This window comes from Halobacillus litoralis, assembly GCF_020524085.2.
In the GTDB taxonomy this organism is placed as follows: domain Bacteria; phylum Bacillota; class Bacilli; order Bacillales; family Halobacillaceae; genus Halobacillus; species Halobacillus litoralis_E.
The window spans coordinates 2,118,567-2,139,418 of record NZ_CP129016.1 but is presented as its reverse complement, the minus strand read 5'-3'; the positions used below and the strand labels follow the sequence as shown (position 1 = coordinate 2,139,418).

General features: G+C 41.9%; 15 protein-coding genes and 3 pseudogenes. 1 reads left to right on the top strand and 17 read right to left on the bottom strand.

Features of this window, described 5'->3' with window-relative positions:
- Window positions 1-89: 89 nt before the first annotated feature.
- The 5 genes and pseudogenes from LC065_RS10705 to LC065_RS10685 form a co-directional block, all read right to left on the bottom strand.
- Window positions 90-740 (bottom strand): response regulator transcription factor, encoded by a 651-nt coding sequence (locus LC065_RS10705; protein WP_226591326.1) that lies wholly within the window; start codon window positions 738-740, stop codon window positions 90-92.
- Window positions 737-3,061, bottom strand: a complete 2,325-nt coding sequence (locus tag LC065_RS10700; RefSeq protein ID WP_306163400.1) for a sensor histidine kinase — start codon at window positions 3,059-3,061, stop codon at window positions 737-739. The genes LC065_RS10705 and LC065_RS10700 overlap by 4 nt, the downstream gene beginning before the upstream one ends.
- A 430-nt stretch (window positions 3,062-3,491) precedes the next feature.
- Window positions 3,492-4,256, bottom strand: a complete 765-nt coding sequence (sdhB, locus tag LC065_RS10695) for a succinate dehydrogenase iron-sulfur subunit (protein ID WP_226591330.1) — start codon at window positions 4,254-4,256, stop codon at window positions 3,492-3,494.
- A gap of 14 nt (window positions 4,257-4,270) precedes the next feature.
- Window positions 4,271-6,022 (bottom strand): annotated as a pseudogene (sdhA, locus tag LC065_RS10690) (succinate dehydrogenase flavoprotein subunit).
- A 62-nt stretch (window positions 6,023-6,084) separates the two neighbouring features.
- A complete protein-coding gene (locus LC065_RS10685) occupies window positions 6,085-6,705 on the bottom strand; it encodes a succinate dehydrogenase cytochrome b558 subunit (RefSeq protein WP_226591334.1) in 621 nt (206 codons plus the stop codon).
- Window positions 6,706-6,996: 291 nt separating this feature from the next.
- Between LC065_RS10685 and LC065_RS10680 the strand changes: the two genes are divergently transcribed.
- Complete coding sequence (locus LC065_RS10680; protein ID WP_226591336.1) at window positions 6,997-7,431, top strand: YslB family protein; 435 nt, start codon at window positions 6,997-6,999, stop codon at window positions 7,429-7,431.
- Window positions 7,432-7,455: 24 nt separating this feature from the next.
- Here the strand turns inward: LC065_RS10680 and uvrC are convergent, their stop codons facing one another.
- From uvrC to zapA, 12 genes and pseudogenes are all read right to left on the bottom strand, one after another.
- Entirely contained in the window at window positions 7,456-9,255 is a 1,800-nt protein-coding gene (uvrC, locus tag LC065_RS10675) for an excinuclease ABC subunit UvrC (protein WP_226591339.1), read from the bottom strand.
- A 215-nt stretch (window positions 9,256-9,470) separates the two neighbouring features.
- Window positions 9,471-9,785, bottom strand: coding sequence for a thioredoxin (gene trxA, locus LC065_RS10670; protein ID WP_226591341.1), 315 nt, complete (start codon window positions 9,783-9,785; stop codon window positions 9,471-9,473).
- 133 nt (window positions 9,786-9,918) lie between these two features.
- Window positions 9,919-10,899 (bottom strand): annotated as a pseudogene (locus tag LC065_RS10665) (electron transfer flavoprotein subunit alpha/FixB family protein).
- Between the two features lie 25 nt (window positions 10,900-10,924).
- A complete protein-coding gene (locus LC065_RS10660) occupies window positions 10,925-11,698 on the bottom strand; it encodes an electron transfer flavoprotein subunit beta/FixA family protein (RefSeq protein ID WP_306163399.1) in 774 nt (257 codons plus the stop codon).
- Between the two features lie 18 nt (window positions 11,699-11,716).
- On the bottom strand, window positions 11,717-12,490 hold the full coding sequence (locus LC065_RS10655; RefSeq protein ID WP_226591349.1) for an enoyl-CoA hydratase: 774 nt from the start codon (window positions 12,488-12,490) through the stop codon (window positions 11,717-11,719).
- Between the two features lie 16 nt (window positions 12,491-12,506).
- Window positions 12,507-13,097, bottom strand: coding sequence for a fatty acid metabolism transcriptional regulator FadR (locus LC065_RS10650; RefSeq protein ID WP_115822610.1), 591 nt, complete (start codon window positions 13,095-13,097; stop codon window positions 12,507-12,509).
- A 101-nt stretch (window positions 13,098-13,198) separates the two neighbouring features.
- A complete protein-coding gene (locus LC065_RS10645) occupies window positions 13,199-14,902 on the bottom strand; it encodes a long-chain-fatty-acid--CoA ligase (protein ID WP_226591352.1) in 1,704 nt (567 codons plus the stop codon).
- Between the two features lie 482 nt (window positions 14,903-15,384).
- Complete coding sequence (locus tag LC065_RS10640; RefSeq protein WP_226591355.1) at window positions 15,385-15,792, bottom strand: DUF350 domain-containing protein; 408 nt, start codon at window positions 15,790-15,792, stop codon at window positions 15,385-15,387.
- 23 nt (window positions 15,793-15,815) lie between these two features.
- Window positions 15,816-18,162, bottom strand: a pseudogene (locus LC065_RS10635) (endonuclease MutS2).
- Window positions 18,163-18,180: 18 nt separating this feature from the next.
- Window positions 18,181-19,902: a DNA polymerase/3'-5' exonuclease PolX gene (gene polX, locus LC065_RS10630; RefSeq protein WP_226591360.1), complete on the bottom strand. Its 1,722-nt coding sequence runs from the start codon at window positions 19,900-19,902 to the stop codon at window positions 18,181-18,183.
- A 104-nt stretch (window positions 19,903-20,006) separates the two neighbouring features.
- Complete coding sequence (locus LC065_RS10625) at window positions 20,007-20,549, bottom strand: CvpA family protein (protein ID WP_226591362.1); 543 nt, start codon at window positions 20,547-20,549, stop codon at window positions 20,007-20,009.
- A 1-nt stretch (window position 20,550) separates the two neighbouring features.
- On the bottom strand, window positions 20,551-20,835 hold the full coding sequence (zapA, locus tag LC065_RS10620; protein ID WP_089650576.1) for a cell division protein ZapA: 285 nt from the start codon (window positions 20,833-20,835) through the stop codon (window positions 20,551-20,553).
- Window positions 20,836-20,852: the final 17 nt, after the last annotated feature.

Here is a 20,852-nt window from a genome sequence, read left to right as displayed (position 1 = left end):
TACCCCTCCTTGTTGTCCCTGAGCTTATATGAGGGGAATTATTTAGTCTCTGTATCGTATGAACAGGAAGGTCGCCCTGTGCTACGGTTTCATGATTTAGACACAAGCCCGAGTTCTTGGGCTTTGAAGAGCGCCTCTGTACGAGATCTAACATTCAGTTTATTAAAAATGCCGGTCAATGTGTATTCCACACTTCGCTGCGACATGTGAAGGGTTTGGGCAATTTCTCTATTCGTAAAACCCGACGCCACCTCCTGTAAGATGGATTGTTCTTTTTCATTCAAAGAAAAACCATTACCTTTTTCTGTTTCAGAAGATGCGCTAACACTCGCTTCTGACCTTCTCAATTGTTTAAATAAATGCAAAGGAATGACAACCTCGTCTCTGCACGCACAACGAATAGCCGTTACCAGTTGGTCACTAGTCGCTGTTTTGCTGACAAAACCATTAATGTCCGCTTCCACTAACATATTGAAGTGGGTGTTTAAGTCAAACCCTGTATAAATAAGGAGCTTTAGATCAGGATAGGACTTCCGTATTTTCTTTGCCAATTCAATTCCGTTCATTCCGGGCATATATAAATCTAACAAAACGATATCGTAGTTTTTTTCTCTTAAGAGGGGTTCTACACTGTCATTTTCATGAGTGACATCCACTTGCATATCCCCTTCTTGCTCGAGCATTGATTTCGTACCTGCCCCTACCGCAGGATGATCATCTACAATTAACACATTCATCATACTTGGACCTCCCTTTTTATTTCAATCGGAAACGTAATGATCGTCTTAAAGCCTTCGCCTGGTGCGGTTTCAATTTCCAAGTGTCCATTTAAACCATTGACCCGTTGCTCAATACCCGATAATCCAATATGTGAGAACAAATCACGTTGAACAGAATAGTCCATGCCTTTTCCATTATCGGAATACAAGAGCATGACGTGATTTTCCTGGCTGGATAATGACAGTTTGACAATTTTGGCATCAGAGTGCTTCATGGCATTTGTCAATAGCTCTTGAACGACCCTGAAGATAGCTAAGATCCGCTCTTGATCTAATTCTGCATCAAAACGTTCATTCGTAAAATAAACCGTAAAGTTCGAACGGAGCTGATATTGATGAATCAAATTTTTTAATGATTGCACAAGTCCCATCTCCTCAATGAATGCCGGGCGCAGCTCATTACACGTCTCGCGAATCAAGTGAATACTGTCAAGGAGGGATTCTTTATAAACCATCAACTCTGCGTGCAAACTTGGAGTTAAATCATTTCTTTGTCTGATCAAATCATCCATCTTTCTATAAAGATACAACTGCTCCTGCAACACGGTGTCATGCAAATCAATGGAAAGCTGTTTTCTTTGATTTTCAGCAATCGTGAACAATAACCTTGAAAGCCAGGTTGGATATTTTTGTGTTTGGTCGCTTCGCAACTTACGAAGTTCTTTTAATAAATCTTCAATCGTGTTCATGTTTTGAATGGCGATATTTGCATTATGAGAGATGGTCTGCAAATAGGTCTTCTCATCACGGTTCAGGTTAGTGTAATCTTTTTTCCCTTCACACCACATCATGGTCAGCTTTTCTAACGAGTAGCCTACAATAACTCCAAACCCTTTCTCGGTTTCAATCACGGACCCAATATCATAATGGTGGCTATTCAGATGATCATCAAAATGGTCGATGATGTCCTCAGGAATCTGGTCATACACACAATACACATTTCGTTTATTATGCTTGGAATAAATGTATATATCTCGAACATTCAGTACATTTTTCACTTCATCACGCATGACCTTCATCAAGTCCACCGCGTTGGACTGGTCCTTCATATCCTGAGCCATCCGGTGCATGCTCTCCTGATAACCGTAACGAGCGGAAAACAAATAACGCTGTAGTTTGAAATCCAATACTTCTTTAACGGATAAAAATATAACTAAAGAAGATTGCAACAACAAAAACATTTGAATGTAACTAACAACGTATAAATCTTCCTCAACAATCCAGCCAATTGTAAACATCAGAGCTAAACTCGGGATCACAGACAGAATCATGTAATACCGCACACGTGTTATGACAAAATCAATATCAATCAATCTTTCCCTCGTTACCAAATACATGAAAGTAATGGGTAAAGCGATAAGAAACATAGCTCCAACCTCAAGTGAAATCACCTTCACACCAAAAGCCAAAGCTGGAATCAAATAAAGAAAAATGTAAGGAAAGAACGCAACCGTCACTCCTATAGACATATATTTGAAAATAGGTCCGACCGCTGTATCTTTGTGGATGAACAGTCCCCGGTAAATGATATAGAAAGAAATAATATACAAAACCAAAAGCAAGCCGCCATGAACCGGTTCAAAAAAAGCTGGGTAAGATTCACTGATAAGAAAGTATCCTTCAAGTAACGATACAACCCCTACAGTAACGTATAACAGGTGAACGATTCTTTTAGAAAACCAATACAAATTCAGTTCCTGGAAATAATTAAATAAGAAGTGAATTAAAATCACAGGCGCAAACAAAAATAACCCTGTATTTAAAAACAAGCCATAAAAGTCATCCCTTACTGCCCCACCATTACTTAAATATCCAGTAGCAATCGCCATGAAAAACAGAATTAACTGTTCCGCTGAATACCTTTTCGGGACCCGCTTATGGACCAGATAGGATATTCCAAGAATAACTAAAAAGAAAAGAGCAGGCAGAACAATATACAATAACCAATGAATCGGACTTGAATTTTCTATATCATTGTAGACAATTTCTTGTCCATTATGTTGTATTGAAAATGAATGGGCCCCCTCCAATTCATTGAACATAGAAATAGAACGATGATCCTCTGGGGGGGCATCATTTATTGAATTGACTTCGCCTCCTAGAGGAACATTGTGACGGTCTCCCCAACTTCCATTATGGACAGAGGTCACCACCCACTCTCCTTGTCTTTCTTTCACATCGATTCCAAGGTAGGGCTGTGTGACAGATAATACGATCATATAACAAGCAGATAGGACGAAAAAGGATAGGACCAGCCACTGTGACCATTTGAAATTAAGCATATAAATCCACCTTCGTACATTATTCAACCATGTCTATTATACTATGGAACTTACAGCCTACAACCCATAGTCTTTTGCCCAGTCAAAAGACTATGGTTATTCAGCTATATGGCAGGATTGTGTAAGACTTGATTTCGAGACTTTTATTGGAGTTTAGGGGCTCCGGGAAAAGGTTCGCTTTCCGCGGGCGAGTGAAGAGCCTCCTCGAGCTAATGCTCTGCGGGGTCTCATCTACCACGCACTTCCCGCAGGACGCAGTCCGAGGAGGCTCACCGCGCTCCTGCGGAAAGCGAGCTATTCCCTGCAGCCCCATCCACTCAACAAAAGTATCGAAACTGAGTCTTCCACAATCGGGAGCGTTTGTGGAAGAGATAGGTTTATGACAAAAAAAGAAGCCTCCATATAGAATGGAGGCTTCTTTAGTAGTAGATTAGACGCGTTGGTCACTTCCGAAGAAGCTTTTGAAAGATTCAATAGCTGTGTCACGGTTAAGTGCAGCAATGGAAGTCGTTAATGGAATTCCTTTTGGACACGCTTGTACACAGTTTTGCGCGTTCCCGCAACCCATAAGTCCTTCTTCATCCATAATGGTCTGCAAGCGTTCGCTCTTATTCATTTCCCCTGTAGGATGAGAGTTGAATAGACGAACTTGAGACAATGGAGCAGGTCCGATGAAGTCCGACTTACTGTTGACGTTCGGGCAAGCTTCCAGGCATACCCCACATGTCATACATTTGGATAGCTCATATGCCCACTGACGTTTACTTTCCGGCATCTTAGGTCCTGGGCCAAGATCATATGTTCCATCAATTGGAATCCAGGCTTTTACTTTCTTCAATGAATCGAACATCCGGCTACGGTCAACAGCCAGGTCACGGTTGACCGGGAATGTCGTCATAGGAGCCAAACGAATTGGCTGTTCGAGTTGATCGACAAGTGCTGTACAAGATTGACGAGGTGTCCCGTTGATTACCATGGAACAAGCGCCACACACTTCTTCAAGACAACCCATATCCCAATAAACAGGAGTCGTCGGTTCACCATCTGCATTGACAGGGTTACGACGAATTTCCATAAGCGCAGAGATGACGTTCATATTTTCACGATACGGAATCTCGAATTTCTCTTCATAAGATGATTCATCAGGGTGGTCCTGACGAGTAATGATCATCGTGATCGTTTTATTTTCGCTCATGATCGTTACCTCCTTTATTTACTTTTCGAGTAATCACGTTTACGAGGCTCGATTAAGGATGTATCGACTTCGTCATAACGGAATACCGGCTTATTGTTTTCCTTATCAAAGCTGGCAACCGTTGTCTTCAGCCACTCTTCGTCATTACGTTCAGGGAACTCAGGCTTATAGTGTGCGCCACGGCTTTCATTACGATTGTAAGCACCTTGAGTAATAACACGAGCCAATTGAAGCATGTTCCAAAGCTGACGCGTGAACATCGCTCCCTAGTTGCTCCAGCGAGAAGTGTCATTGATGTTAATTCGTTTGTAACGATCCATCAATTCCACGATTTTTTCATCTGTTTTAAGAAGCTTTTCGTTTTCCCGAACAACTGTTACGTTATCAGTCATCCATTCTCCAAGCTCTTTATGAATTTGGTATGCATTTTCATCGCCATCCATCTTCATAATTTCCTCGAATTTATCCTGTTCTTCTTTTACTTTCTCTTCGAACAGCTTGGATGTCATATCATCCGCCAGTGTTTCTAATCCATCAGTATATTTAACAGCATTCGGTCCAGCTACCATTCCACCAAAAATGGAAGAAAGAAGTGAGTTGGCCCCAAGTCTGTTCCCGCCGTGTTGAGTATAATCACATTCTCCGGCAGCGAAAATTCCTGGGATATTGGTCATTTGGTCATAATCAACCCACATTCCACCCATAGAATAGTGAACCGCAGGGAAAATCTTCATCGGTACTTTACGCGGATCATCCCCTACGAATTTTTCATAGATTTCAATGATTCCGCCAAGCTTAACGTCCAATTCTTTCGGATCTTTATGGGAAAGGTCAAGATAAACCATGTTTTCACCATTGATCCCAAGCTTTTGATTGACACACACATCAAAGATTTCCCGTGTCGCAATATCACGTGGAACGAGGTTTCCATAGGCCGGGTATTTTTCTTCCAAGAAATACCAAGGTTCTCCATCTTTATATGTCCATACGCGTCCACCTTCACCACGAGCGGATTCACTCATGAGACGTAGTTTGTCATCCCCATGAATCGCTGTAGGGTGAATTTGTATAAATTCACCATTTGCGTAATTTACACCCTGCTGATAAAGGGAACCTGCTGCAGACCCCGTGTTGATGACTGAGTTTGTTGATTTACCGAAAATGATTCCAGGTCCGCCTGTTGCCATGATAACAGCATCTGCTGGGAAGGCTTTAATTTCGTGGTCACTAAGGTTCTGACCAATAATGCCTCGGCCTACGCCATTGTCGTCGACAATGGCGGATAGGAATTCCCAGTTTTCATATTTTGTTACTAGACCATTTACTTCGTGACGACGCACTTGCTCATCCAGAGCGTAAAGAAGTTGTTGTCCAGTCGTTGCTCCGGCGAATGCTGTACGGTGGTGTTGTGTTCCACCGAAGCGACGGAAATCAAGCAGTCCCTCCGGAGTACGGTTGAACATAACGCCCATACGATCAAGCAAGTGAATAATTCCCGGTGCTGCATCACACATTGCTTTTACTGGAGGCTGGTTCGCTAAGAAATCGCCCCCATAAACTGTATCGTCAAAGTGTTCCCATGGGGAATCGCCTTCCCCTTTCGTATTAACTGCCCCATTTATTCCACCTTGGGCACATACAGAGTGAGAACGCTTAACAGGAACAATGGAAAGCAAGTCCACGTGAACCCCTTGTTCTGCTGCTTTAATTGTTGCCATTAGGCCGGCTAAACCACCACCGACAACAACAATATTACGGTTTGTCATGATTGAAGCTCACTCCCTTGAATACTAAAAATCTACCGCTTCTTGATTAAAATTTTCATTGTTTATATGCCATATGCGAATTGAATCAGTGTTCGAACACCAACATAAGAAATCGCAAGGAAAATGATGATGCTTGCATAGGTCATAATCTTCTGTGAGCGAGGTGATACGGTGATTCCCCAGCTGACAAAGAACGACCAAAGACCATTAGAAAAGTGGAAAGTCGTTGAAATGACCCCTACTATGTAGAACCAAAAGAAGAACGGTTCAGTAAGAATGCCTTCCATCAACGAATAGTTCAATTCTGCCCAACCGAAACCAATAGCAATTCTCGTTTCCCATACATGCCATGCGATGAATATGAGTGTGATGATTCCAGTGATTCGTTGGAAGATGAACATCCAGTTCCTAAAATAACCGAAGTTGGATAAATTACTTTTTGCTGTGAATGCTATATACACCCCGTAAATAGAGTGAAACAACAGTGGTAAAAAGATAATTAAAGTCTCCAGTACATAACGATATGGCAAGCTCTCCATAAAATGAGCTGCAGCGTTAAATGCTTCTGGTCCACGTGTTGCAAAATAGTTCACAGTCAAGTGTTGGATCAAAAAGATCCCGATTGGGACGACTCCCAAAAGTGAATGCAGTCTTCGATTAACGTATCCGCGTGTTCCCGCCATATTTACCCCCCTCAAGATGATAACAGTTTGAATGTGGACATTTTTCAGACAGTTAAGCGCTTTAATTAAGCGTTAAAAATAATGGGAAAAGCCCCTCTTCCCTTCTAACTTGTCTGACCAATGTACAATTTGTGACATGTTTATTGTACTTCTATCCCGTATGAGCGTCAAGAAAGCACGTTCATAATTTGCTCAAAAATACACATTTATTTCCTTTCGATGAAAAGGGACAATTTTTATTGCACCGAATCTCGTTTCGAGTGATAATAAGGAGAGAAAGGACTGAGCGTTTTGAAAGAATCTACGAAGCTAACAACCGGCAACATTTCATCGCTTGTAGGGACAGGCGCAGGCTTTGATCTGATGCGTTATTACACCCTCCCCGATTTTTTAGGGAAAGATGCCCCCTACCTCCTTTATTATATGGGGAAAAACATGGCTAGACAGACAGAGATCAGCACCCTGGACGACCTCTATGAGTTTTTCCAATACATGGGCTGGGGAGAACTTGTCTTAACCAAAGAAAAAAGAAAAGAAATGATTTTTCAATTGAGTGGCCATATGATAGAGAAGCGGCTGAACCAGAAGATGTTCGAAGTCGATTTCCGCATGGAGTGTGGGTTCATGGCTGAAATCATCTCCCAAATTAGTGATCATACATATGAATGTTTTGAAGAGAAAAACCACAAAGAAAACTTTGTTGAGATCAAAGCACTAAAAGGATAAATGAAGAAAGGAAAGAACCAGCTGTTATTCTTCAGCTGGTTCTTCTACGTTATCCTGGTTGAGATGGATAAGAATGGTATTAGCTACAGGTTCAGGAACACCTAACTTTGTAATATCTTCAATGTCTGCATTCTTAATTTCCGTTACAGACTTGAAGTGCCTCAACAATAACCGTCTACGTTTCTGTCCAACTCCTGGAATACGATCCAGTTCAGATTGGATGGCACCCTTGCCACGAAGCTGACGGTGAAAGGAAATAGCGAATCTGTGTACTTCATCTTGAATCCTCTGGACTAGATAAAATTCTTGCGACTGACGATCAAGGTCGATAGGAGTTGGGGGATCTCCGTATAATAATTCACTGGTTTTGTGTTTATCATCTTTAGCTAAGCCACATAAAGGAACATCAACACCTAGTTCATTCTCCAGGACATCAAGTGCGGCTGTCATTTGACCTTTCCCACCATCGACGACAATTAAATCAGGCAGAGGCAGGTCTTCTTTTAACACCCGCTTGTACCTTCTTCGAATCACTTCTCTCATGGTTTCATAATCATCTGGACCCTCTACATCCCTAATCTTGTATTTCCTGTACTCTTTCTTCTGAGGTTTTCCATCAATGAAAACAACCATCGCAGAGACAGGATCTGCTCCTTGTATATTTGAGTTATCAAAAGCTTCAATTCGATGAGGTGTTTCAATATGGAGATGATTGCCAAGTGCTTCCACAGCTTTTATGGTTCGCTCTTCATCTCGTTCGATTAAAGCAAATTTTTCTTCTAACGAAATTTTTGCGTTCTTCATTGCAAGCTCAACCAATTCTTTTTTCCGACCACGCATGGGAATGTGAACTTTCGTATCTAATGCTCCCTCCAACACATCGACATCCGTCGCCACCGGGACGAGGACCTGTTTAGGATATGGGTGGTTTTGATGCAAGTAAAAGCGGCCGATATAGCTGATGAACGTTTCTTCTGGATCATCAAAAAATGGAAACAGCGTAACATCACGTTCGATGAGTTTGCCCTGACGGACGAAAAAGACCTGTACGCACATCCATCCTTTGTCATAGGAATAACCGAATATGTCTCTATCTACTTGATCATTCATCGTCATCTTCTGCTGTTCCATGACAGACTCGATGTGTTCAATTTGATCTCTCAACTCTTTCGCACGTTCAAAATCAAGCTCTTCTGATGCTTCAAGCATTCGCTTTTTCAAATCTTTCTTTATTTCCGTATGGCCGCCATTTAGAAAGGACGTTATATTTTGAACAATTTCTTCATTCGTTTTTTTAGAGACCTTATACTCGCATGGCCCGAGACACTGATGCATGTGGTAATAAAGACAAACACGGTCGGGCATGGTATTACATTTTCTTAACGGGTACAATCGATCCAGAAGCTTCTTCGTTTCCCTTGCAGCAATGACGTTTGGATAGGGGCCGAAATACTTCCCTTTATCTTTCTTCACGTTTCTTGTGACAATCAGCCGGGGATGTCTCTCTGCTGTTACCTTCAAATAAGGGTACGTTTTATCGTCTTTTAATAATACGTTGTATTTTGGATCGTATTTTTTTATTAAATTCATTTCCAATATTAAAGCTTCAATCTCTGAAGTAGTCACGATATATTCAAAGTTGACGATTTCACGGACAAGTCTTTGCGTTTTACCATCATGTGCCCCGGTAAAATAGGAGCGGACTCGGTTTTTCAACACTTTAGACTTTCCTACATAAATGACTGTATCATTTTTATCCTTCATTAAATAACAGCCAGGCTGGTCCGGGAGTACAGCCAGTTTTTCTTTAATTGTTGAGTTCATATAAGTTCACTCCATGACTTGTAGAATATATATTGAAAAATACCACAACTATGGAACAAGTATGCAGGTTCAATGCGTCGGGACCAACTTAAGCAACGTCTCGAGTCATTCATATCACGCAAAAAGCTGCTTAAGATCTTGAACCTGAGAACACCCTGTGAAGATGAGGAAAGCCGCGCTGCTTGGCAACGCGGCTTTCCTAGTAAGTTCATTCATTAAGAATGTTTTTGAATCAGTTCAGCCAGGGCTTCTTTCGGTTGGAAGCCGATAACCTGATCAACCACTTGACCATCTTTAAATAGAAGCAGTGTCGGGATACTCATGACACCGAATTTTCCTGCTGTTTCTTGGTTTTCGTCAACATCAAGCTTGACGATTTTCACTTGATCGCTCATTTCCGCATCCAATTCTTCTAATACGGGTGCAATCATCTTACAAGGTCCACACCATGGTGCCCAGAAGTCAGCTAGGACAAGACCCTGACTTGTTTCTTCTGTAAAGTTTTGATCAGTTGCTTTTACAATTGACATTCTATAATTCCTCCTCGACCTAATAGTCTGTTAAGAGTATATCACTATCTATTTTTAGTGACTAACAATTTGTTTATACCTTATTTAAACATGTAATAAAGCCGAAGCCAAATATTTGGCTTCGGCTTTATGGTTAGGCGTTTACTTTCATTTCTTTAATTTCTTCAATTAATTTAGGAACAACATCAAACAAATCACCGACAATTCCGTAATCAGCAACATTGAAAATGTTCGCTTCCGGATCCTTGTTAATTGCCACAATGACTTTAGAGTTCGACATTCCAGCTAAGTGTTGAATAGCTCCAGAAATACCACATGCAATGTACAAGTCTGGCGTTACAACCTTACCTGTCTGACCAATTTGCAAAGAGTAGTCACAGTATCCAGCATCACAAGCTCCACGTGATGCGCCAACTGTACCACCAAGAACTTCGGCAAGTTTCTCAAGTGGTTCAAAACCTTCCGCGCTCTTCACGCCACGACCACCGGCGACGATCACTTTTGCTTCCGAAAGATCGACACCATCCGAAGACTTGCGAAGCACATCCTTTATAATCGTACGGATATTTGAAATCTCCACATCTTTTCCGGATACGCTTCCTGTTAAAGATTCATCTCTTGTAAGTGGTGGAATGTTATTTGGGCGAATAGTAGCAAATACCAATCCCTCAGTAACCACTTTCTTTTCAAAAGCTTTTCCGGAGTAGATCGGACGTGTGAAAACAACATCTCCACCCTCAGCCACAACTTCAGTAGCGTCTGAGATAAGTCCGGATTCTAGCTTACTGGCCAGTTTAGGAGTCAAATCTTTACCAATCGCTGTGTGACCCATGATAATTCCTTCTGGTGATTCATCCTGGATCACTTGATATACCGCTTGACCATAACCATCAGATGTATACGTTTTCAATTCTGGGTTTGAAACAGTGATTACTTTGGAAGCTCCATAGTAAACCATCTCCTAGCCCATTTCATTTAAATCGCCATCTCCACAAAGGACACCAACAACTTCTCCCCCATCACTGACGATATTAGCTGCTGCAATGGCTTCAAATGTAACATTACGAAGAGATCCTTCTCTAGCTTCCCCGATCACCAACACTTTTTTACTCATAAAGATTCTCCTTTCCCTTGTCTATTTACAGTACTTTCGCTTCTGTTTTTAATAATGATACAAGTTCTTTTACTTGGTCATCGACTTCTCCTTCGAGGACTTTACCTGCTTCTTTTTCAGGTGGAAGGTAAATTTCAGTTGTTTTTGTTTTTGGTTCTACGTCATCTTCATCCAGATCGAGATCATCGATTTCAAGCTCATCAAGCGGCTTCTTCTTCGCCTTCATAATTCCTAGCAAAGACGGATATCTCGGCTCATTCAAGCCTTGCTGACATGTAACCAACACAGGAAGTGTCGTTTCTACCTTTTCGACATCCCCTTCGACGTCCCGCTCAATGTTTACTGTCGTGCCGTCAATTTTAATATCCGTGATTGTCGTTACACATGGCATATCCAGACGTTCGGCAAGACGAGGACCTACTTGACCACTTGCTTCATCAATGGCTACATTACCTCCAAGAATAATGTCGACTTCTTTATCTTCAAAGAATGCTTCAAGAATTTTAACCGTTGTAAACTGGTCACCTTCTTCAAGATCATCTTCCGTGTTAATAAGAACCGCTTTATCCGCGCCCATAGCCAGAGCTGTCCGCAGCTGTTTCTCTGCTTCCTCTTCTCCAATGGTCACGACTGTAACTTCACCGCCGTGCTCGTCACGCAGATTAATCGCTTCTTCCACCGCATATTCATCGTATGGGTTGATGATGTACTCTGCCCCATCGTCAGCAATCACTCCATTACTTACAGAGATTTTTTCCTCTGTGTCGAACGTTCTTTTCAACAAAACGTAAATATTCATGTTTATATACCTCCTGGACTATTGGTTTTTGAATGCTGGTTTTCTTTTTTCAATGAATGCTTGGATGCCTTCTTTAGCATCTTCATTCCCAAACACCTCTCCGAAGGCGTCCGCTTCCGCATGGTTCCCTGCTTCAAACTGAGGAGTATGGGCGAACGGAATCAACTTCATGATGTGATGAATGGTCGGCCCGCTTTTCTGTGAAATCGTTTGAGCCAGTTGCTCTGCTTTCTCAAAAAGTTCCTCACTTGAAAAACTTTGATTAGCTAGACCTAATCGGGCAGCTTCTTCGCCACTAATCGGCACACCTGTCAATATCATTTCATAAGCTTTGGCTGTGCCGACGTACCTTGGCAACCTTTGCGTCCCTGCAAAGCCAGGGATAATTCCAAGATTCAATTCAGGCAACCCTAACTTTGCATCATCTGCTACATAGCGGATGTGGCAGGACATGGCTAGCTCGAGACCTCCCCCTAGTGCTGCTCCATGAATAGCAGCAATCACGGGGATGTGGAAATTTTCAATTCTGCTAAACAATTGCTGCCCCTTGGCTGCCAACCCCTTATAATCATCCGCTCCTTGGAGAGAAGTAAATTCTTTGATGTCTGCTCCTGCAGAGAAGAAGCGTCCTTCCCCTTTAAGAAGGATGGCTTTTACGGAAGGATTGCTTTCAATCTGATCCAGTTCCTTGGAAAGATCCTGAAGGATGGAGCTGGACAGTGCGTTTGCAGGAGGGCTCTGAATCGTGATTTCTGCTACATTCCCTTTTACCTGTGAAGTTAAAGTCGACAAAACATCATCACCTTTCTCACTTATCATGACGGGCTAATCCATTCACAATTAAGCTATGGACTTCTTTGGCCTGTTCTTCTATGTTATACCGTTGCTCTTTCATAACCCAGTTGGTCACCGTCTCATCCATCGTCCCAAAAATCATTTGACGTACAAGACGGCGATCCAGGCCACTACGGAACAACTCCTCCTCGACACCTTCTTCAACAATTTGATCAATGACATTCAAATAGCGCTTCAATACATGGTTGATTTTTTGCCTCAACTCTTTATTGGATTGGCGCAATTCTAACTGTGTCACAATCGCCAGGTGGTGATCGGCAGCCAGCTGTTCAAAATGTGTTTGAATTAAAGTCAAAAGTTTTTGTTCCGCTGACTGCTTAGAGGTTGTTTCCTGCTCAATTTTTTCTATGAATTGCCCCATTTTTTCTTGAAACAATGATACAAGGATATCTTCCTTGTTTTTGAAATAAAGATAGATGGTTCCATCTGCCACTCCTGCTTTTTTTGCTATCTTGGAAACTTGTGAAGAGTGGTAGCCATTTTCAGCAATGACTTCGACAGCTGCATCAATGATTTGTTTGAATTTCGGTTTATTTTTCTTCAATGGTATATCTCCTTGCTATTGCGAACTGAAAAATGAATGAATCATCATTCATCTATTATTCTACAAGCAAAGAAATATTCTGTCAACTTTCTTTTTTGAGTTTATTGAATACTCTCAGATTCCTCATACTTACGTTTTTCTTCATCGATTAAAGTCCTCCTTAAGATTTTACCGACTGCTGTTTTTGGTAGCTCATCTCTGAATTCATACAACCTTGGGACTTTATAAGAAGCAATATTTTTACGACAATATTCATTCAGTTCATCTTCTGTAATTTCGCTTCCCTGTTTTTTAACGATGAAGGCTTTTACGGTTTCTCCCCGATAAGGATCTGGAACTCCTACAACGACAGCTTCTTGAATCTCCGAATGCTCATAAAGGACTTCCTCCACCTCTCGAGGATAGATGTTATACCCACCTGCAATAATCATATCTTTTTTTCGATCGACGATATAGAAGTAACCCGCATCGTCCATATACCCCATATCTCCTGTTCGGAACCAGCCATCTTCACTGAGAACTTGGGCGGTTTCTTCTGGTCTGTTCCAGTAACCCCTCATCACTTGAGGACCTTTCACCACGATTTCTCCGATTTCTCCGTTCTCAGCCTCTTCATCAGCATCCATCTTATAGATCTTCGCGTCGGTATCCGGCCATGGTACACCGATACTTCCACTCATACGCTGTCCCCACACAAGGTTGGAATGGGTAACTGGAGAGGTTTCGGTCAACCCATACCCTTCAACAAGCCGTCCACCTGTCACTGCCTCGAAACGTTCTTGTACTTCGACCGGCAATGGCGCCGAACCGCTAATACACGCTTCAATAGAAGAAAGGTCATATTTCTTCAAGTTCGGGTGGTTCAATAATGCAATATAAATGGTAGGTGCTCCAGGGAATAATGTCGGTTTTTGTTTTTCGATTACTTTCAAAACATCTTCGGGTTCAAACTTCGGCATGAGAATCATTTTGTTCCCCATCATAACAGACAGGTTCATAACCGAAGTCATTCCATATACATGGAAGAACGGTAAAATAGCGAGAACGGTTTCTTCACCATCTTTGCATTTGTACAACCATTTTTTCGACATCTGCGTATTCACAATCAGATTGTAGTGAGTAAGCATCACACCTTTTGGAAATCCGGTCGTTCCCCCGGTGTATTGTAATAAAGCAAGATCCTCTTTAGGATCAATCTCTACTTCTTCAACATTTCCACTTGCGCTTTTCAAGATATGGGTCCACAGATGGGTATCCGTTGATTGTTCCGGTTTAACGAGCACTTGATACTGGCGTTTTTGGATAAAAGGATAGATTTTGTTTTTTGGGAAAGGAAGGTAATCTTTAATACCTGTCACGATGATGTGTTCAAGAGGGGTATCAGGTTTGATATTGGCAGCCTTCGGATAAAGGATATCAAGACAAATGATCATCTTAGCTCCAGAATCTTTCATTTGATACTCCAATTCCCTTTCCATATAAAGCGGGTTCGTCTGCACAACGATTCCTCCAGCCATAAGGACTCCATAATAGGAGATGACGGATTGAGGACAGTTCGGCAACATAATGGAAACACGATCGCCTTTTTCTAACCCAAGGTCCTGTAAATAGCTTGCTAATGCTTGGGCCTGTTCATAAATTTCTTTATATTCCAACTCCTTGCCCATAAAATAAAGCGCTTTCTTTTCTCCGTAAACTTCAGCACTTTCTTTAAGGTAATCATGGAGTGGTTGCTCTTTGTAATCAATGGTGACAGGGACTTCTGGTGGGTACAACTTGTGCCATGGACGTTGAAAATCACTCATTTTGACAGACCTCCCTAATAATTGTCTTCTCTCCTATTATAACGACTAAAGGCTCATATTTGAATTATTATTTAAAAAATTGAAAATATTACCCTAAAAACCAACCCCATTCTTGCACATAAGCTCCCGATTGTAAGACTCAGTTTCGAGACTTTTGTTGAGTGGAAGGGAGCTGCGGGGAATAGCTCGCCACTCCCCCACAGGAAAGTGTTCAAATGCGGAATCGCCCTGGTAGACACGACTAGCCCTCAACTCGGGCAACGAACCCCGGAAAGTCTCGAAACTGAGTCTTTAAGAAACCTGCCATATACTTTAATAACTATTACTACATTAACATAAAAAACAAAAAGCCCGATTATTATCGAGCTTCTTGTTTGATGATGAATCCTATACTTATATGATAAAAAACAGGATGCCTACGATGAGAAATACCGCGGCAACGACCATTAAAATTTTGGCTAAGGTTTCCACTGTCTCTCTCCTTAAATGATATTCGCTCCAATTACATACGAAAGCCCGATAGAAATGACTAAGGAAATAAATCCTACAGCACGGTTATCATTTGTAATTTCCTCATCAATCTTAAAAGATGGGGTCAAAAATTCGAAAATGAAATACCCGCAAAGGAGAAGAGCAAATCCATACAAACCCCATCCCATTGTCTGGGTGAGTGAGTCATTATGTTCAATCGAAAAACGAAAGATGTTTGCAATTCCAAATAGTTTTCCCCCGGTAGCCATCGCTACAGCAATGTTGCCCTTTTTGATCTCTTCCCAGTTATTATAAGAAGTGACGATTTCAAAAATCGCCATAAAAAGAACTAAACACAGCACAACCACACTGTAACGAGCGGCGGTTTCCACTAACGTGTATTCCCAAAAATTACTCATTCCTCCGCTCCCTTTTTAACGAATTATCGAAACTCAAGTACGGTCACTCCACTTCCACCCTCATTCATGCCTCCTGCCCGTTGACTGGAGATGCTGCGGTGGTTTTTTGCAAAGTTTTGAACGGCTGTCCGAAGTGCGCCTGTTCCCTTTCCGTGAATGATAGATACTCGTGGGTAGCCTGCTAAGAGAGCGTCATCAACATATTTCTCTAAACGGTTCAACGCATCTTCATATCGTTCGCCACGTAAATCGAGTTCTGTTTTCACATGGAAGTCCTTACCTTTGACTGTCGCCATGGGCTTTTCCTTATATGGTTGCTTGGCCTTAACGAATTCAATTTCTTTGCGTTTGGCTTTCACTTTCATTACCCCAACCTGCACTTGGTATTCATTCTTCCCTGTTTGTTCCACAATGGTTCCTTGCTGGTTGAGGGTCAGTAGTTTCACTTCATCTCCAGGGTTCAATTCTTTCGACTCTTTCTTAGGTGCTGGAGATGCTTTCGTTTTTTTCTTCGCCAGTTCAGGCTGTGCTTCATCAAACATCTTGCGAGCTTCAATCCATTCATGCTCTTTCATTTGTGCCTGTGATTTCATGTTCCGGATTTCGCCAACGATTGTTTCCGCTTCTTCTCTCGCCTGTCGAATGGCTTTTTCTGCTTTTTGTTCAGCCTTCTCATATAACTTTTCACGCTGATCTTCGAATTGGTCCCATTTTTGTTTCAATTCATTCCGTAGCTCTTCCGCTTCTGCAAGCAATCGTTCTGCTTCTTCATAATCCTGCTCTGCTCCCCGCTTCGACTCCTCTAATGAAGCAATCATATTTTCAACACTTTGAGAATCTACTCCAATATGACCCTTTGCGGATTCAATCACAGATTCTCTTAAACCTAAGCGCCTGGAAATCTCAAACGCATTACTTCGTCCTAGAACGCCTATCAACAAGCGGTAGGTCGGTTTAAGCGTTTGAATATCAAATTCGACTGAAGCATTGATAACATCGGGACGATTGTAGCCATAAGCTTTTAATTCAGGATAGTGAGTGGTTGCGATAACACGCGCTTTCCGGTTGACGACTTCATCCAGTATGGACATCGCAAGAGCTGCCCCTTCCTGCGGATCCGTTCCAGCACCAAGTTCATCAAACAAAACTAAAGACTGATCATCTACTTTATCCAAAATGTCTACGATATTGGTCATATGGGAAGAAAAAGTAGATAAACTTTGTTCAATGGACTGTTCATCGCCAATGTCAGCATAAACTTCCTTAAATACAGCCATCTCACATCCATCCAATGCAGGGACCTGTAATCCGGACTGTGCCATCAAAGTGCACAACCCTACGAGTTTAAGAGTAACTGTTTTTCCCCCTGTGTTCGGACCAGTAATAACAATGGATGTGTATTCCGTGCCTATTTCGATGTCATTCGGCACGACTTCATCTTCAGGTATTAGCGGGTGTCTCGCTTGCTTCATATCAATGCGGCCTTCGTCATTCATCTTAGGCATAGCGGCTCTCATCTGCTTACCCAACTTCGCTCTGGCAAACATAAAGTCCATATGCCCTAAGACATTCACGTTTTCATATAATGGTTCATGGTTCTCAGCAATCGCATCGGAAAGTTCTTTCAAGATTTTTTCAATTTCATTTTTTTCTTGGACTCGGGCTTCCTGCAGTTGGTTATTCAAATCAACAACCGTTTGGGGTTCTATGAACAATGTCGCCCCAGAAGATGATTGATCATGAACAATCCCGCCTATAGATCCCCGGTATTCTTGTTTAACTGGAAGAACGTAACGTTCATTTCTTATAGTGACAATTGCATCGGAAAGCATTTTGGATTTAGATTTTGTAAAAGACTCCATTTTGTCCCTTACCCGACTCTCATAGGTACGGATTTTCGAACGGATGGATCTCAATTTCTCAGAAGCCCCATCCATGACTCCTCCATGATCATCGATACAGTTTCTGATTTCACTCTCCAATTCCCTCAATGGAGCGATTTTAGAAACCATGTCTCTTAAAATCGGCATTTCGGGTTCTTCCATATCTTCAATGAAACGCTTCAGTTGTCTTCCACCATAAATGGTACTAGCGACATCCAGGCATTCTAATGCGCTCAGCGTCCCCCCTATTGTGGTCCGCTTCAAGCTTGGCTTAATATCGAAAATGCCGCCAAGTGGGACATGGCCTTTCAAGCGCAGCACTTGCCCGGCTTCATCTGTTTCCATTTGCAAATGGCGAACCTCTTCCAAGTCAGAAGATGGTTTCAAAGCCGCCGTTTTTTCTTTCCCTAAGGAAGAGGCTGCTTGCTCGTTCAATTGTTCTATGATTTTTTTTAAATTCTAGTACATGAAGGATGCGTTGATTCATGTGTAACCGTCTCCTTTATTACTCCTTATGGATCTTGAACTTATCCATCAACTGTTGTTTCGTCCACGTGTTGATGACTGTATCTTTTCTCAGCCATCCTTTTCTGGCTGATCCAACTCCTATTTTCATATGCTCCAACATTGGATAACTATGCGCATCCGTATTAACAGCAATATTTACGCCCTCTTCCTGAGCTCTCATCAACCATTCCCAACTCAAATCCAATCGGTTAGGGTTCGCGTTGAGTTCAAGGATGGTCCCTGTTCGCTTCGCCCCTTCAATCAATGCTTCAAGATCCACATCATATCCATCACGCCGTCCGATTAAGCGGCCGGTGGGATGAGCAATCATATGGACATGAGGATTTTCTAGGGCATTGGTCAACCTCTCCATAATTTGATCCTGGGATTGCTGAAAGCTTGAGTGGATGGATGCGATGACAAAGTCCATCTCTTTCAGGAACTCATCATCAAAATCCAGTGATCCATCTGGAAGAATGTCCATTTCAATGCCTGCAAAGATATGGAAATCCTCCATTTCCGCATTCACCTTTTCAATTTCTTTTCTTTGCAAACGCAGGCGCTCTTCATTCAAACCGTTTGCTACACGCAAATATTTGGAGTGATCGGTAATGGCGATGTACTCATACCCTTTCGCTTTTGCTTTCTCCGCCATTTCTTTAATAGACTGGGCCCCATCGCTCCAAGTCGAGTGCATATGAAGATCCCCGTGGATATCCTCTAATTCCACGAGCTCGATAGGTTCTTTGAATTTCTCTACTTCCCCATAGTTTTCTCTGACTTCAGGTGGAATGAAATGAAGACCAAAGTGTTGGAAAAATTCTTCTTCCGTTTCAAACGTTTGGACTTCTCCGGTTTCCGTTTTTTCAATCCCATATTCACTGATTTTTTCATCGTTCTCTTTTGCTAGCTGTCTCATAGCGACATTATGGTCTTTGGACCCTGTGAAATGGTGTAAGGTCGTAGCAAACTCTTCTGGTGCAACAATACGGAAATCAATGCCTATATCATAGCCCTCATTAACAACCACAGAAACTTTCGTCTCCCCAGAGGCAATAACCTCTTTTATATCTGGATACGCCAATAGCTCATCTCGAGTTTCTACAGCATGTTCAGAAGCAATGATGAAATCTAAGTCTTTGATCGTTTCGCGCATTCTTCTTAAACTACCCGCTCTTGAAAACCGTGTGAATGTCTTCCCCTGTTCCAGATACCGCTCAATTTTCTCAGCTAAAGGAAGCATAACAGCAATCGGTAAACGCTCAGGACGTGCGCCTGCTTCTTCAATCGCCTTCAACATCTTTTCAGCAGACTTTTTCCCGAAACCGTCCAGTGCCTCCACTTTGCCAGCCTCCAAAGCTTCTTTTAATGTCTCAGCATCGGTCACACCTAATTGTTGATAAAGTTTGGCCAATTTCTTTCCGCCAAGACCTGGAAGATCAAGTAATGGGACAAGACCAGCCGGAACTTCTGCTTGTAATTGTTTTAACGTATCTGATTCTTCGTTTTCTAAGTATTCATCGATGACCGTTGCTGTACCTTTTCCGATTCCTTTCATTTTGGTGAAATCATCGATCTCACTTAATGATCTGTCGTCACGCTCTAAAGCTTGGGCAGCCTTACGATAAGCGGAAATTTTAAAAGGGTTCTCCCCTTTCAGCTCTAAGTAAACGGCGATTTTCTCCAACAGTTTAATGACTTGCTTTTTATCGATAGCCATGTTTTATCGACTCCTTCATGTTTTATTCTGTTTTTAAGATGAAAAAGAGCCGCCATGATCATAATCATAGCGGCTCTACCTGTACTTTCATCCTAACATTCCACTCAGCCAGCTACATGTTCAATCCACAGCGTCTTCAATTGTTCTGAAAAGACTGGTGTGTGTTCGATGATCAGCTGTGCAAGAATCGATCCGTCCAAAGCACTTTGCACCCCAGCTAGAGGTACAAGTGCCGCTATGTACAGCACCACGAATAAGATGACATAGTTTTCAATAAAGCCTAAAATTCCACCTAACAACGTATTCAACGAGTGCAGAATCGGCAATTCTGAAACAAAGTCCAACATGGACGCAATAATATGTAAGATGATTTTGGCTCCAAAAAAGATAATGGCAAAAGCAACAGCGTTATAAAAGGCTTGTTCCAATGGCAGATTTCCTAAGAAGATCGCCCATGAAGAATCCTGAGGTAGTTCTGGATAAGGTACCCATAACGTCAATTTCGGCGCAAGGTCATCATAGTAGATAACAGCGAGTACAAAGGCCACAACAAATCCAATGAGATGGAAAAGCTGTAGAATGAAACCTCTTTTCAAACCCGTTATTACACCAATAAACAAAATAAACAACAACAATAAATCAATCATTTTACCCTCTGTCCTCTTTCTCTTTCTTTTCAATATAGTTCATAAGTTCTGTACATTCTTCCTTTAATTTCATATATTCATTCATCGTATTCACAGCGGTCAAAACGGCGAGCTTTGCCGTATCCAGGCTTGGGTTTGCTTCATGGATCTCTCGCATCTTTTGATCCACTAGACTGGATACCATACGGATATGATGGGGCTCTTCATGACCAACTATAGTGTAAGATCGTTTGTTGATCTCCACTGTAATTCTTTTTTTCTCTTGGTCTGACTGCGACACATTCATACCCCCTAGTTTCTCTC

Bases quoted from the DNA above. Each gene is read 5' to 3' on its own strand.
- sdhB (WP_226591330.1), bottom strand. From the start codon at position 4,256: ATGAGCGAAAATAAAACGATCACGATGATCATTACTCGTCAGGACCAC.
- LC065_RS10705 (WP_226591326.1), bottom strand. From the start codon at position 740: ATGATGAATGTGTTAATTGTAGATGATCATCCTGCGGTAGGGGCAGGT.
- polX (WP_226591360.1), bottom strand. From the start codon at position 19,902: ATGGCTATCGATAAAAAGCAAGTCATTAAACTGTTGGAGAAAATCGCC.
- LC065_RS10640 (WP_226591355.1), bottom strand. From the start codon at position 15,792: ATGAGTAATTTTTGGGAATACACGTTAGTGGAAACCGCCGCTCGTTAC.
- trxA (WP_226591341.1), bottom strand. From the start codon at position 9,785: ATGTCAATTGTAAAAGCAACTGATCAAAACTTTACAGAAGAAACAAGT.
- LC065_RS10700 (WP_306163400.1), bottom strand. From the start codon at position 3,061: ATGCTTAATTTCAAATGGTCACAGTGGCTGGTCCTATCCTTTTTCGTC.
- LC065_RS10625 (WP_226591362.1), bottom strand. From the start codon at position 20,549: ATGATTGATTTATTGTTGTTGTTTATTTTGTTTATTGGTGTAATAACG.
- uvrC (WP_226591339.1), bottom strand. From the start codon at position 9,255: ATGAACTCAACAATTAAAGAAAAACTGGCTGTACTCCCGGACCAGCCT.
- LC065_RS10685 (WP_226591334.1), bottom strand. From the start codon at position 6,705: ATGGCGGGAACACGCGGATACGTTAATCGAAGACTGCATTCACTTTTG.
- zapA (WP_089650576.1), bottom strand. From the start codon at position 20,835: ATGAATGTGTCGCAGTCAGACCAAGAGAAAAAAAGAATTACAGTGGAG.
- LC065_RS10660 (WP_306163399.1), bottom strand. From the start codon at position 11,698: ATGAATATTTACGTTTTGTTGAAAAGAACGTTCGACACAGAGGAAAAA.
- LC065_RS10645 (WP_226591352.1), bottom strand. From the start codon at position 14,902: ATGAGTGATTTTCAACGTCCATGGCACAAGTTGTACCCACCAGAAGTC.